Annotated in this window: 15 protein-coding genes and 1 pseudogene; 4 read left to right on the forward strand and 12 right to left on the reverse strand. The window is 35.8% G+C overall.

The window, feature by feature from the left end; all coding sequences use genetic code 11:
* Positions 1-172: 172 nt before the first annotated feature.
* The 3 genes from T368_RS0105825 to glmM are packed head-to-tail and all read right to left on the reverse strand — an operon-like array spanning position 173 to position 2,619.
* The gene (locus T368_RS0105825) at positions 173-817 is read right to left on the reverse strand and encodes a hypothetical protein (protein WP_004084498.1); all 645 of its coding nucleotides are present in this window, start codon (positions 815-817) and stop codon (positions 173-175) included.
* Positions 818-825: 8 nt separating this feature from the next.
* On the reverse strand, positions 826-1,260 hold the full coding sequence (locus T368_RS0105830) for a hypothetical protein (protein ID WP_004084496.1): 435 nt from the start codon (positions 1,258-1,260) through the stop codon (positions 826-828).
* 24 nt (positions 1,261-1,284) lie between these two features.
* Complete coding sequence (glmM, locus tag T368_RS0105835; RefSeq protein WP_004084494.1) at positions 1,285-2,619, reverse strand: phosphoglucosamine mutase; 1,335 nt, start codon at positions 2,617-2,619, stop codon at positions 1,285-1,287.
* A gap of 107 nt (positions 2,620-2,726) precedes the next feature.
* Between glmM and rpsT the strand changes: the two genes are divergently transcribed.
* From rpsT to T368_RS14920, 3 genes are read left to right on the forward strand one after another with little or no spacing between them, the layout of a single operon-like run.
* Complete coding sequence (gene rpsT, locus T368_RS0105840) at positions 2,727-2,999, forward strand: 30S ribosomal protein S20 (RefSeq protein ID WP_004084492.1); 273 nt, start codon at positions 2,727-2,729, stop codon at positions 2,997-2,999.
* A gap of 37 nt (positions 3,000-3,036) precedes the next feature.
* Entirely contained in the window at positions 3,037-3,459 is a 423-nt protein-coding gene (locus T368_RS14915) for a class I SAM-dependent methyltransferase (protein ID WP_237022134.1), read from the forward strand.
* Positions 3,428-3,925 carry a hypothetical protein gene (locus tag T368_RS14920; protein ID WP_080695790.1) on the forward strand — a complete coding sequence of 166 codons (498 nt, stop codon included), beginning with the start codon at positions 3,428-3,430 and terminating at the stop codon, positions 3,923-3,925. Before T368_RS14915 ends, T368_RS14920 begins: the two co-directional genes overlap by 32 nt.
* A gap of 157 nt (positions 3,926-4,082) precedes the next feature.
* On the opposite strand, the gene T368_RS0105850 is transcribed toward T368_RS14920, so the two are convergent.
* The 7 genes and pseudogenes from T368_RS0105850 to flgA form a co-directional block, all read right to left on the reverse strand.
* A complete protein-coding gene (locus T368_RS0105850; protein WP_004084488.1) occupies positions 4,083-5,444 on the reverse strand; it encodes a TIGR00366 family protein in 1,362 nt (453 codons plus the stop codon).
* 10 nt (positions 5,445-5,454) lie between these two features.
* Positions 5,455-6,738, reverse strand: coding sequence for a GntP family permease (locus tag T368_RS0105855; RefSeq protein WP_004084486.1), 1,284 nt, complete (start codon positions 6,736-6,738; stop codon positions 5,455-5,457).
* A gap of 16 nt (positions 6,739-6,754) precedes the next feature.
* The gene (locus T368_RS0105860) at positions 6,755-7,519 is read right to left on the reverse strand and encodes a 3-hydroxybutyrate dehydrogenase (protein WP_004084484.1); all 765 of its coding nucleotides are present in this window, start codon (positions 7,517-7,519) and stop codon (positions 6,755-6,757) included.
* A gap of 10 nt (positions 7,520-7,529) precedes the next feature.
* Positions 7,530-8,165, reverse strand: a complete 636-nt coding sequence (locus T368_RS0105865; protein ID WP_004084482.1) for a 3-oxoacid CoA-transferase subunit B — start codon at positions 8,163-8,165, stop codon at positions 7,530-7,532.
* On the reverse strand, positions 8,165-8,857 hold the full coding sequence (locus tag T368_RS0105870; protein ID WP_004084480.1) for a CoA transferase subunit A: 693 nt from the start codon (positions 8,855-8,857) through the stop codon (positions 8,165-8,167). The genes T368_RS0105865 and T368_RS0105870 overlap by 1 nt, the downstream gene beginning before the upstream one ends.
* 15 nt (positions 8,858-8,872) lie before the next feature.
* Positions 8,873-10,050, reverse strand: a pseudogene (locus tag T368_RS13410) (thiolase family protein).
* A 409-nt stretch (positions 10,051-10,459) separates the two neighbouring features.
* Positions 10,460-11,128, reverse strand: a complete 669-nt coding sequence (gene flgA, locus T368_RS0105880; RefSeq protein ID WP_004084475.1) for a flagellar basal body P-ring formation chaperone FlgA — start codon at positions 11,126-11,128, stop codon at positions 10,460-10,462.
* 160 nt (positions 11,129-11,288) lie between these two features.
* Here flgA and T368_RS0105885 point away from each other — a divergent pair, with 160 nt between their 5' ends.
* A complete protein-coding gene (locus T368_RS0105885; RefSeq protein WP_004084473.1) occupies positions 11,289-11,618 on the forward strand; it encodes a hypothetical protein in 330 nt (109 codons plus the stop codon).
* A gap of 94 nt (positions 11,619-11,712) precedes the next feature.
* On the opposite strand, the gene T368_RS0105890 is transcribed toward T368_RS0105885, so the two are convergent.
* A complete protein-coding gene (locus T368_RS0105890) occupies positions 11,713-12,588 on the reverse strand; it encodes a DMT family transporter (RefSeq protein ID WP_004084461.1) in 876 nt (291 codons plus the stop codon).
* 1 nt (position 12,589) lies between these two features.
* Positions 12,590-12,992, reverse strand: a 403-nt coding sequence (locus tag T368_RS0105895; RefSeq protein WP_027338358.1) for a phosphotransferase family protein, incomplete at its 5' end; no start/stop codon positions are given.

The raw sequence follows: 12,992 nt of genomic DNA on the forward strand, positions 1-12,992 counted from the left end.
GCGTATGGTATAGAATCTAAGGCGGTAACAAGCTAGATTCTGTCGCTTGTATTGTATCCGCTAATAAGGCTTAGAAATTAGATTTCTTGCTAAGTTTTTTGTGAGTGTAAGCAAATGCGGTCTGCGATCACGACTTAGTTTCTAGCTTAAGTAATATGTTTGAGAGCAGTCATCACCACAACCTTATAAGTTTAGCATTATGTAGCATTATAGGCACGCTTGCATGATGGGCTGGTGGGGCTATGCCTGTGTTTATGTCTGCATAGATGATTTCTTGTTTTGCACCACCGATTATAGCGGCGATATTTGCACGATTGTAGTGTTCGAAATGATTAGCGATATAGATATTTTCCCAAGATTGTATATGTTTTGGACGATGAGTGATTTTAAAGTGTCCTACACAATCAAGTGTTATAAGATTCTTTAAATAAATCGCATTAGAATCTAAACAGCAACGCAAGATATTTTTCGCACCCCAGCTATGTGCTATCACAGAGATATTGTATCCTGCCCCACTTAACTTTGGTAGAAAATCAAGTAAAAAAGCATAGCAATTAAAACTTATATAAAGCATACCATATTGCTTCTCGTTTTTTCTTTGTGAAAACAAGCTCTCACAAAATGCCCTCCATACCACTTTATAATAAGTATCACAGAATCCACCGATAAAAATGAGTAGCTCTTTTGTATCAGTCTCTAAAATATGCTTGATAGATTCTATATCATCACCCGTGATATTCCCGCTATATGTATCATAAGACATATTTGTATATTGTGTGAGAGAGTGTGGCATGACAACAAGCGGTGTTTTAAGCATAAGATTCCCTAATAATTGATGATAGAGTGCAATCCATCATCAATTACAATAAATTTATCACTTTTATAGATATGCAGACTGCCTACAAGATTCTCTCTTTCATAAAAGCCAATCTCTAGTCTATCTTTAGTTTTCCAAGCGTATTTTATAGTGGTTTGTTCGTCTGTGTATTCATAGTTTTCATTTGGTAAAGTCTGCGGTAAATACTCCATTTTTGTAAGCTCTAGCCATGTAGCATAAGCGTATTCAATCTCACTAGATTCTATAATATAACGATTAAAATCAATGTCGCTAATATTACATATATAGATACAAATACCACCCTTGCATTGTTCCTTAAAACAGGCTAAGTTAGTAGAATCTGTTGCAAGTTTATTGTCTTTTGTAGCGGCTAGTGCAATAGAAAAAAATGTAAAAAATAGAGATATTAAAAGCCTAGACATTATGCTTCCTTGTTTTGACATGCTTTAGCATAGAGTTTTTAGAAAAAGTTCTTGCAACCTAGCATTATAAGATTCAAGTTTTGCTTCATCATTGCCCTCAAGTAGAATGCGGATTTTATTCTCTGTGCCAGAATAGCGGACTAGATGGCGGATTTTATGAGATTCTATCTCTTTTAGAATCTCATTTAAGCCTTGTATGGAATCTAGTGGTAATTTTTGCTTTATTTGAAGATTACTTTGCTTTTGTGGTGCAAGGGCGAAAGGATTTAGTGCATCTTTACTTGTCTTATTACTCTCTAGCACAAGGGCTGCTACTTGCAGGGCAGAGACTAAGCCATCGCCCGTTTTTGCAAAGTCTGAAAAGATGATATGTCCGCTTTGTTCTCCGCCAAAGTTAAAGCCACATTTAAGCATTGCTTGTAATACATATTTATCGCCGACATTGCATCGCTCTAGCTTAATATCATGCACTCTTAAGAAAGTCTCTAGCGCGATATTACTCATAAGTGTCGCTACTATGCCATTATTATGTAGCAATTTTTTCTTTTTTTGATAGAGGGCTAATGCCCCAATAAGTTTATCTCCATCGATTAAATTACCCTCATTATCAATCACTATCAATCTATCCGCATCACCATCAAGCCCAAAGCCAATATCCGCACGAAGCCTTTTTACCTCATCAGCTAATACATTTGGGTGCATTGCCCCGCAGTTTTCATTAATATTTGAGCCATTTGGAGAATCACTTAGCACAATCACATCAGCACCAAGCTCTTCAAATACACTTGGGGCTACCCTATATGCCGCACCATTCGCACAATCAAGCACGATTCTTACCCCTTGCAAAGTCAAATGCTTAGGAAAAGAGTTTTTAATATGCACGATATAGCGACCGATTACATCATCAATCCTTTTACTTGCACCAATCTCTGTGCCGATTTTATAATGTCTCTCTAAATCCTTGCTATGATATAAAGATTCTATCTCTTGCTCTTTTGTCTCATCGAGTTTAAAGCCATATTTATCAAAGAATTTAATGCCATTATCAAAGTAGGGATTATGACTAGCACTAATCATAATGCCCGCATCACAACGCATATCTTCAGTCAAAAACGCAATAGCAGGTGTTGGCATAGGACCTACTTGTATCACATCCATACCAACAGCGGTAAGCCCGGATACAAGCGCATTTTCAACCATATAGCCACTTCGCCTTGTATCTTTGCCAACAAGGATTCTATTCCCAATAGAATCTCTTTGGAAATACAATCCAGCAGCAATGCCAAGCCGCAACGTAACCATAGCGGTAATATCCACACCAGCCTTACCCCTCACGCCATCTGTGCCAAAAATCTTCATATACTTCTTTCCTTAATGCAATAAATCATAAAATTTTAACATACTTTAAAGATTTTATGTTAAAATTAAGGCTTTTAATTTTTGTTATTTTATTTAAAAGGAAAAACATGGCAAATCATAAGTCAGCAGAAAAACGCATTCGTCAAACAGAGAAGAGAACAGAACGCAATAGATATTATCGCACACGACTTAAAAACATCACAAAAGCAGTGCGTGAGGCAGTAGTAAGCAAAGACCTTGACAAAGCAAATGAAGCTTTTAAGATTGCAAACAAAGAGATTCACAAGTTTGTAAGCAAGGGAATCTTAAAGAAAAACACAGCTGCACGAAAAGTAAGCCGACTAAATAGTGCGGTAAAAAAGCTTAGCCAAGCAGCGTAACGCGTATTTATTAGGGGAAAAGAATATGGATAACAAAATGAGTAGTGTCGAGATGATGGCAACCTATAATGCAGAGTGGTATGGCGATCAAGGAAATGAGAGTTACAAATCTGCAAAAGCAACACTTGATTCTATTGCAGAGTTATTGCCGAACTTAAGCGATAATGTAACGAGTGTCATTGATGTTGGTTGTGGTGTTGGCACATGGCTTAGGGCATGGCAGGAAAAATATGGCAATATTAGCATTTGTGGTATTGATGGCAATAGTGTGGAGGGCGAACGCTTTTTCATTCCATACAAATTTTTTCATAGAATAGATTTGACTGCAGATTCTAATGCGATAGTAAGCGAGGTTTTAGAGCATTGTAAAAATGCAGATATTAAAACTAATACACAAAATACAAATGACACAAATAGCGATACGCTTGATGAGACAATGGGGGGGGGCCAAACCCTTTAGTATCGCACAATCCTTAGAGGTTGCCGAGCATTTATACGCAGAATATGCAGAAAATTTTGTTCGCACTCTAACTTCCCTATCTGATATTATTCTTTTTTCCGCAGCAATTCCCCATCAAGGTGGCACACATCATGTCAATGAGCAACCACCAGCCTATTGGGCAGACATTTTTAAAAAATATGACTATGTATGTTTCGATATTGTGCGTCCAAAGGTGTGGGAAAATACAAAAATTGCACATTGGTATAGACAGAACATAATGTTGTATGTTCATAAGGGTAAAGCAGAAATCTTTGAGACATTGGGCTATAAAATCACGCCAAAGCCGATGCACTTGGTCAATCCTTTCATTTATGGATATATGAGCGATTGTCAGCTAGAGATCGAGAGATTAAATAAGAAGTTAAATAAAACATTTTTTAGACGATTAAATAGGTTGTCTAAAAAACTAAGAGGAAAATTATAATTCACAATTAACAGATAAGATTGATTTCTCTATGGATATATTTTCAAGCGTATTACTCACCATATTTGTTTCCACACCAGAGACTCTAGCCAAAAAATAGTCTCCAAAAGTTCTAAAGCATATTGCCTACAAGACAATACAACATATTCGACTAAATCTAAGTCAAAAAGAAAAATCCGCAACTAATAACTACGCCTGTGAATAAAAGGGTTATCACACAATATCCCATAATGTCTTTTGCACCAAGTCCGGCAATAGCTAAAGCAGGTAATGCCCAAAAAGGTTGAATCATATTTGTCCAAGCATCTCCCCATGCAATAGCCATAGCAACGACTTCAGGTTTAACGCCTAAAGTTGCTCCAGCACTGAGCATAATAGGAGCTTGAACTGCCCATTGTCCTCCACCACTTGGGACAAAGATATTGACAATTCCAGCACTTAAGAAGCTAAGGAAAGCAAAATTATCAGCATTTGCAATGTTGGTAAAACTAACAGAGAGTAGTGTTACAAGAGATTCTCCACCATTTAAAGAGCCATTCATCATACCCATAATTCCTGCATAAAAAGGGAATTGCAAAATGATTCCAGCAGCACTTCTTGCGGCTTTATTGATGGCTTTGATATAAGAAATAGGGGTTTTATGGAGTAAAATTCCTAAGAATAAAAAAATGAGATTAATGATATTTAAATTAAGATTCCCACCATTATAAAAATACATAATAATATAAGTAAAACCAAAACAAGCAATTAAAGCGGTGATAATAAAGCTTTGCTCTAAAGAGGAGGCGATAGTATGTTCTCCTTTGTGAGAGATTATTTCTTTTTCCTTATCTTCTTCTAAAAGTTTTTTATCAATGGCAATAGTGTTTTTTTCATCGGGATGTATGAGGCTTAAGAGTAGGGGCAAAAAGATAATAATTACAGCGGTAATAATGAGATTATAACTTGAAAATATTGTGAGTGAAGTAGGGATAGCCTCTGTTAATAGCCCTTGTGTTGTTTTACTTAAAGAATCTCCACCACTTGCTAAGGTTAAGGGTATAGAACCACTTAATCCTCCATGCCAGATAACAAAACCAGAATAGGCACTTGCGATTAAAAGCCTATAATCAATACCTTTGACATTTTTAGCAATTTCTTTAGCAAAAATAGCAGAGATGACAAGTCCAAATCCCCAATTAATCCAATTAGCAATAAGACTTAAAAAGCAAACAAGCATAATGCTTGTAACTTTTGATTGTGGAATCTGACTAATTTTTGTAAGCATATTTTTGATAATAGAGGCACTTGCTAGAGCTTGCCCTAGCACTAAAACTAGAGCCATTTGCATAGAAAACCCAAGCAAATTCCAAGTACCACTTCCCCAATGATTAATCATTCTTAAAGGGCTTTGTCCGGTTGCAAAAATGCCTAACAAAAAGACGATAAAAGAAAGTAAAATAACTAAAACAAAAGAATCAGGCAAACATTTTGAGGCTAAAACAACGCAGCCTTGTGTAAATTTTCTTAAGATAATCATAAAAAATCCTTTAGTAAATTCCAAAAGTAGCTAGAATAATCCCTACAATTAAAGCAATAATAGGGATAATCACAGCAACGACACAAATGTCTAAATAGCTTTGCTTATGGCTAAGACCTGTGATAGCCAGTAAGGTTAAGACTGCACCATTATGGGGAAGTGCGTCAAGACCTCCAGAGGAGATTGAAGCAATCCTGTGAAAAAGCTCTAAAGGGATGGATTGATTAAGGGCTATTTCTTTGTATTTATCCGCTAGAGCTTCTAAGGCTATCCCCATACCTCCTGATGCAGAACCAGTAGCACCGGCTAAGAGATTAACAGCAATAGCTTCTGAAATAAGGGGACTTCCTTTTATGCTTAGCAGCAAGTCAATTAAACTTTGAAATCCCGGGACGCTTTTTACTACCGAACCAAACCCTACCGCTGCACTTGTATTGATAATAGCAATTACAGAACCACTTGCTCCCTCATTAATAGCTAGAATAAATCTTTTAAATTGTGTGATATTAAGGATTAAAATTAAAAGGATTCCGCAAAGTAGGGCGTTGATGATATTAAATTTAAAAGCATTGAGTAACAGCACCACACAAAATAAAGGAGCTAAAGAGAGCAAAAAATTAGGATTTTTGCTAGGAATTTGCTCTTTTTGCATTTCTTTTGGCTCTTTATAAACTTCTCCTTTGTTCCTTAAGGTATTCTCTCTGTATTTTAAATATAAATATCCGCCTATAAACATAATTAAACCCGTTACTATTCCTGTAATGGGTGCTGCCATTGCTGTGGTATGGAAGTATTTTATTGGAATGAGATTTTGTATTTGGGGGCTTCCTGGGAGTGCTGCCATAGTGAAAGTAAAAGCACCTAAGGCTATGGTAGGAGGTATGAGTCTTCTTGAAATATTTGCAGCCTTAAAAAGCTCTAAAGCTAGAGGATATACTGCAAAAACAACGACAAATAAACTTACTCCCCCATAGGTTAAAACTGCTGCAGAGAGGATAACTCCTAAAATAGCTCTTTTTTGTCCTAATGCTTTTCCTATAACCAAGGAAACAGAGGTTGCCATGTTAGTAATTTGCATAAGTTTTCCAAAGATAGCTCCAAGCATAAAAACAGGAAACCACGCTTTAGCAAAACCTACAAAACCACTCATATAAACATTGGTATAAGCATCAAATAGGTCTAAACCACCACCTAAGGCCACAATTCCAGCTGCTATTGGTGCTATCCAAATAATGGACCAACCAAGATATGCTAGAATCATTAAAACAATTAATCCTAGTATAATTCCCAACATTTTTTATCCTTTCAATTTATTGTGTGGTGTATCCACCATCAATAACCATATTAGCACCGGTTATGTGTTTGGCTTCATTGGAGCTTAAGAATAATGCTAAAGCTGCAATATCCTTAACATCTATAAGTTGCTTCTGCGGTATTAATGGATAAAGAACTTCGTCTAAAACATTTTCTACGCTCACTCCCCTTGTATTAGCCAAATCTTGCATTTGTCCTCTTACCAAAGGGGTATCAATATAGCCAGGACAAATGGCGTTTGCAGTGATATTATGAGTTGCACACTCTAGGGCAGTAACCTTTGTAAGCCCTATAATGCCATGTTTTGCACTATTGTAGGCAACTTTTCCGGCAAATCCTATGATTCCATTGATTGAAGACATATTAATAATGCGTCCAAAATTTTGCTCTTTCATAATCGGTAAAACATATTTTGTACTAAGAAATGCACCAACCAACATGATATTTAGCATTTGCACAAATTTTTCTGTTGGAAAATCTTCTATTTTGGCAACATATTGCAATCCTGCATTATTAATAAAAACATCAATTCTTCCAAAATGATTCTTTGCAGTTTCAATTAAATGTTTAATATCTCCTTCTTTGCTGACATCGCAAGGAACACCCAAGCACCGATTTGCATCAAATTTACTCGTGCAATCTTGCAATGCCTTTGTGTTAATATCAGAGAAAATAACCTTGTAACCATTTTGCAAAAAAGATTCCCCGACATTAAAGCCTATCCCACTTGCAGAACCAGTGATAACAACTACTTTTTCCATATCCTTCCTTTCACTTCAAACATATCTCAAAATTAGCTTCAGTTTTGTCTTTAACTTCTTCTAAACTTACACCTTCCATTAATTCAATAAGCTTCATACTCCCATTTTTAAACTCAAATACGCCAAGTTCTGTAATAAGTTTATTGACTACATTTTTACCAGTTAAGGGCAGCGTACATGCTTTTTTAAGCTTACTTTCGCCATATTTATTTGTATGCTCCATAACAACAACGATGCTTTTTGCCCCGCTGACTAAATCCATAGCCCCACCCATACCTTTTACCAATTTACCCGGTATCATGTAGTTTGCTAAATCTCCATTTTGAGATACTTCCATAGCACCTAGAATTGCTAAGTCAATATGCCCTCCGCGTATCATGGCAAAACTCTCTGCACTATCAAAGAAGCTAGCCCCTTTTACTGCTGTAACAGTCTCTTTTCCCGCATTAATCAAATCTGCACAAACTTCATCTATCGTAGGATATGCTCCAATACCCAAAAGCCCATTTTCTGATTGTAAAAAAACTTCTAATTCCATTTTTTCTATCTCATCAGCAATAAGTGTGGGGATACCTATGCCAAGGTTAATATACATACCATCTTTAACTTCTTTTGCCGCTCTTTTTACAATGATTTCTTTTGACATTATGAATCCTTTCTTGTAATAACTTTTTCTATTCTTTTTTCAAAATTATTTCCCTTATAAACAAAATCTACATAAATACCGCTTAAATGTATGCTATCTGGATTAATCTCATCGACTACTTCTTCTACTTCTGCTATTGTAGTTTTACCCGCCATAGCACATAAGGGATTAAAATTTCTAGCGGTTTTATTAAAGATTAGATTCCCATATTTATCCGCCTTTTGTGCTTTTACTAAGGCAAAATCCCCCGTGATAGCATGTTCTAATATATAGGTTTTACCATTAAAATCTTTATGCTCTTTATTTTCTGCTACCAAAGTGCCAACACCTGTTGGGGTATAGAATGCGGCAATACCCGCTCCACCTGCCCTAAGCTGTTCTGCTAAAGTGCCTTGCGGGGTGAGTATCACTTCTAGCTCACCACTTATAAATTGCTTTTCAAAAGTTTTATTCTCACCAACATAAGAAGCAATAATAGTTTTAATCTGTCTATCATGCAGTAATATACCTAAACCAAAATCATCAACACCGCAATTATTACTCACAACGACAAGATTTTTTATCCCTAACTCTTTTATCTTTGCAATGCTATATTCTGGTATGCCACATAATCCAAAACCACCGACTAAAAGTGTATCGCCATCTTTAAGCTGCTTAAATGCTATATCTAGATTATCAATTATTTTATTCATTACATTCTCCCATATCTATATTATCTCAACCACACATGCAATGCCCTGTCCACCGCCGATACATAGGGTAGCTAATCCTAAATTCTTCTTATTTGCTCTTAACGCATAAATAAGGCTAATTAAGATTCTAGCCCCACTCGCACCTATTGGATGCCCTAATGCGATTGCACCACCATTAATATTTACTTTATTTATATCCGCGCTTAACTCTTTCGTTGTTGCTAGGCTTTGTGCTGCAAAGGCTTCATTTGCTTCAATAATATCCATATCATTGATAGTAAGTTTTTGTTGTTGCAGGACTTTTTTAGCCGCAAAAGCCGCACCTATACCCATAATTGTAGAATCTACACCTATACTTGCAAAGCCTTTTATATTCGCTAATATAGGCAGATTTGACTCTTTTGCCCTCTCTTTTTCGCATAATACAAGCATAGCCCCAGCATCATTAATACCTGATGAATTACCCGCTGTAACGCTACCATTTTTATCAAATGCGGGTTTTAACTTTGACAAAGATTCTATATTACAATCTTTTCGCACAAATTCATCTTCACTAAAGATTATCTCTTTTTTTCTATCATACACATTTAAGGGCAGAATCTCATCTTTAAATCTTCCCTCACTGATAGCCTTAGCTGCCCTTAATTGCGATTGCAGAGCATATTCATCTTGCTCCTGCCTTGAGATATTATATTTCTTAGCTAAGTTTTCCGCAGTAATCCCCATGTGATAGTCGTTAATAGCGCACCAAAGCCCATCTTTTATCATGCTATCACTTGTTTGCTGATGCCCCATTCTATAACCATTTCTTACATTTTCTAATAAAAATGGCGATAAAGACATGTTCTCAACACCACCGCTAAGAATCATATTTGAATATCCAAGCTTTATGGAATCATATCCCAGCTGGATAGCCTTTAATCCAGACCCACAAACCATATTGACAACAAAAGCGGTTTTATCAAGTGGAATGCCACTATTTAAAAGCACCTGCCTTGCTAGATTCTGCCCTTGTGCGCTTGCAAAACATTGCCTAAAATCAGCTCATCTATATGGCTATGCTCTATATTCAAATCTTTAATCAAAGCCTTGCAAAGTGTAGTCGCCATATCCTTTGCAGAAGTGTTTTTAAGTGTGCCTAAAAATGAACCAATAGCAGTCCTTTTAGCTGCCACTACCACAATTTCTCGCATATTTTTCCTTTAAATACTAATCTGTTTCTACAATAAAAAAATAAAGTTAATAACATTTGCGTTTTAAAAAAAGTAATCCATAGAATATATTTCATTTTTTCCATAATGTTATATTTTTTATGTGTAATGGATATTCTCATAGGTGTTTCGCATGCAGAATGCTTGTAGTTAAGTGGAAATAAATATAAGATTCTTAAATCTAGATCTTATAGTTGGAATGCTGACTTACAGCGTGTAAAATAGTCGCTAAAAGCTATAATAATTTGATTTTTGTGTGATATTTCATAAAATATGTGCTTATATGGGGTTATGTCATGCGTAGTTTCATTATTGTTTCACAACACGCAAACATTATGCTATTAATAGCTTGTAAGAATCTTGACGCAGGGCTTTGTGTATTACCAAAAGACTAATATATCTGCACGACATTTTCAGCTATGACTTTTGCATTGATTGTGCGTTTGCTTTCAAGATTCTCAATCTTAATAATATCGCCTTGCACGCCATTTTCTAATGCTCTGCCGCTTGCACTTGCTTCAATGCCATTATCACGGAATATAATTTTGACATTAGAATCTTTAGACACAAGCATTCTTTTAGCAAGTTTATTGCGATAGATTATCGAATTTATGGGGATATAGACTTTTGCACTTGACTGCAGTATCTCATATCTACTAGCAGGGATTAGGGCGAGTGATGAGAAGTCCTGCGTCTTAGTCATAAAGCTATTTGTGGTTATGTTGCTACCTGCCCGAATATTCTCTGTGGCGGTGTGAATCTGTATAGAGCCATTTATACTATAGCGTATAGAATCTTGCAAGACTTTTCCATTCTGTCTATACTGCAAAGTGAGATAGCCATTTGCACTTTTTGTTGTATTTAGCTGTTTTGATACAATGCTCACTGCATAAAGATCAAGTGTATTTCGAGTAACAAGCGATATAGATTCTATGGTGAGTTCTGGATATATGCGTTTATATTCACTAGCAATATAGCTTTTTAGTATAGAAACATTATCATTAGCAAAAGCATGAAGAGAAAAAGCAATATAAAAAAATATGAGAATCTTTTGCAGCATTCTACTTCCTTGTCTAAACTTTTACACAATTATAATGCAATAAATACAAAAATAAAACTTTTGTGTTTTATCTTTTTTATTTTTTGCTACAATGATTGTATTGTGTGGTTTGGGAATCTATTTTGCTTGGCTTTATTTACATTAAATGTAAGGAGACATTATGAAACTTGATACGACTAGCACTATGAGTTCATTAGCACAATCAAAAGAGAGTGGCTTAATCAAGGATTTAAAAGCAAAGGTTGATGGCAAGACGCTTGAGAGTGATAAGGCATTGCGAGAACAAACTGATAAATTTGAGGCAATCTTTATTAAAACCCTGCTTGATACAGCATTAAACCTTGATAATCCATTGTATCCTAAACAACCCGGTAGTGATATTTATAATGCTATGTTTAAAGAACAGCTTTCAGAGAATTTGAGTGGTAGCTTTGGATATAGTGAATTACTTTTTAATTACCTTAAAGACCAGCAAAAGTTGAAAGGTTAGAAAGCATTGTAGCAATCTGCTAAAATGCTTTAAGTTTAGCTTGTATGTAAGCATGTAGTTTTAGATTCAATCAAATGCTTGAAGTTAGAATAAACTATACTCTCTTATTCCTACACTCACCAATAATAACACCACAAAGGGTTAAAACAACCCCTATGATTCCATAGAATCCAAGTCGCTCATCAATAGCTATCATCGCCACGATAATCGTAATAATAGGCGTAAGATATACATAAATATTTGTCTTAATCGCACCGATAAGCAAAGTCGCCTTGTTCCACATTAAAAAGCAAAGGGCTGATGGAAAAAGCACAATAAAAATGAAATTAAATGCTACCATAGGTTCTAAAAGTTCGTGCCATTGCGGCTTAAAATCAAATATAAAAAAGCCCGGGATTAAAAATAAGATTCCATAAAACACTATCTTTCTTGTCGCAATGATGATATTATATCTCCTATCCATAATGCTAACAATCGCCACAGAATACGCACCCCAGCCAATAGCCGAGATTAAAGCCAACATATCGCCAAATGGGTTAAATCCTACCGCTTCACCATCGCCATAACTCAGCAAAATAATGCCTATAATACACAGCATAAAGCCTATAAAAAAATTTCTATAAGGCTTTTCAATCCTAAGCATAAAGGCAAAAATGCCCGTAAAAAGCGGGGCGGTAGCGATGATGACACTTACATTTGAAGCATAGGTTTGCTCTATGGCTAGATTCAAAAATAGATTATAAATACTAATGCCACATAAGCCCGCAATGGCAAACATTGCTTCCTCTTTGAGTGAGATTCTAAGAAAAGTCGGCTTCATCATAAATAGCATAATATAGCCAAATACAAATTGTAAAATAAGCAACTCAAAAGGCGATAAATAATCTAGGAGAATCTTCACAGAAACATAAAGGGCTGACCAAAAAAACACGCTGCTAAAAGCTAGAATATGTCCGCTTATTCTCCCCATATCATACCCCCAAAGACTTATTTTTCGCAAGATTCTGTAATAAAGTAAGATTGTTTTGGAATCTAAAAAGATAATCTCTTCCTAAATCAATGCGATTATAAATCCACCCCCATAACGCCCAGATATAGTTTGCCATAAGTGAGCCTTCAATCACACTTTGAAAGGTAAGTGTTTGCAAACTATTTTTATTGGAGTTGTTTTTATTGCAGTTGTTTTTATTGTAGTAATGTATGATATGCTCTATTTGTGCTTGAGTGAGCTCTAACTCTGCGACTAGATTCCCAAACTCCCATTCAATGCAGCTAAAGCCAGCATATTCAAAATCAATGAGTTTTATCTCACTTCCATTAAAAAGGATATTGGGTAATTGCAAATCTCTATGGCATAGCACCCCCCCCCCCCCC

The organism is Helicobacter bilis ATCC 51630 (assembly GCF_000686565.1).
In the GTDB taxonomy this organism is placed as follows: domain Bacteria; phylum Campylobacterota; class Campylobacteria; order Campylobacterales; family Helicobacteraceae; genus Helicobacter_A; species Helicobacter_A bilis.